The organism is Bacillus proteolyticus, assembly GCF_001884065.1.
Classification (GTDB): domain Bacteria; phylum Bacillota; class Bacilli; order Bacillales; family Bacillaceae_G; genus Bacillus_A; species Bacillus_A proteolyticus.
This window is the reverse complement of sequence record NZ_MACH01000148.1, coordinates 1-634: the sequence shown is the minus strand read 5'-3', so window position 1 is coordinate 634 and position 634 is coordinate 1. Positions and strand designations below refer to the sequence as shown.

General features: G+C 36.8%; 1 protein-coding gene. It reads left to right on the top strand.

What is annotated here, in order from left to right; translation table 11 throughout:
* Nucleotides 1-134: 134 nt before the first annotated feature.
* The gene (locus BAQ49_RS26700) at nt 135-491 is read left to right on the top strand and encodes an ATPase (RefSeq protein ID WP_071747747.1); all 357 of its coding nucleotides are present in this window, start codon (nt 135-137) and stop codon (nt 489-491) included.
* Nucleotides 492-634: the final 143 nt, after the last annotated feature.

The window sequence follows — 634 nt, the reverse complement described above, 5'->3', positions numbered from 1 at the left end:
GAATGTTAGGGTTCTGCTACTTGGTATTATATGTTTTATGTTTCTTATTTGCTATGTAAATACTATATAACTCCACTAGTGGAGTCTTGCCTACAGAGGTAAGGCTCTTTTGTTGTATCTGAGGTGAATTTAATATGCCTTTCTCTACTGGTCCAATTGAAAACGTAGGAAATCAACCTACTAATGCAAATAGAGCTAGGGTTAAGATCCTCAATCGTACTGCAGGTCCACTTACTGGGGTAGTTAGATCTTTTAGACTTGACGGTACAAGAACATTAATCGAACAGATAAACTTTAATGTGGCTGCTAATGCTTCTGCTTTTATAAATCTAAGTGTAGTTCACTCTACTTTGGGACAAGCGCTTCAATATGAAGTTGAAATTGTTCCTAATCAAAACGGTGGTTTATACAGTGTCTACGGAATAGCACCTGGTGGTGTTATTATTACTGCACAGCGAGTTTTGAATTCAGAACTAACGCAGATTCTTTAGTTTTAAAAGTAAAGTTGTTCAAGTCGGAGGAAGGCACCTTAGGGTGTCTTTTTCTTTATGGGGTACCGCCACACACCCATCAACTTAAGGGATATTTTTATACAAAATGCGATCTTTTCACGTAGTATTTTATTATCGTTTAT

Coding starts and splice junctions, on each gene's coding strand:
- BAQ49_RS26700 (WP_071747747.1), top strand. CDS start 135: ATGCCTTTCTCTACTGGTCCAATTGAAAACGTAGGAAATCAACCTACT.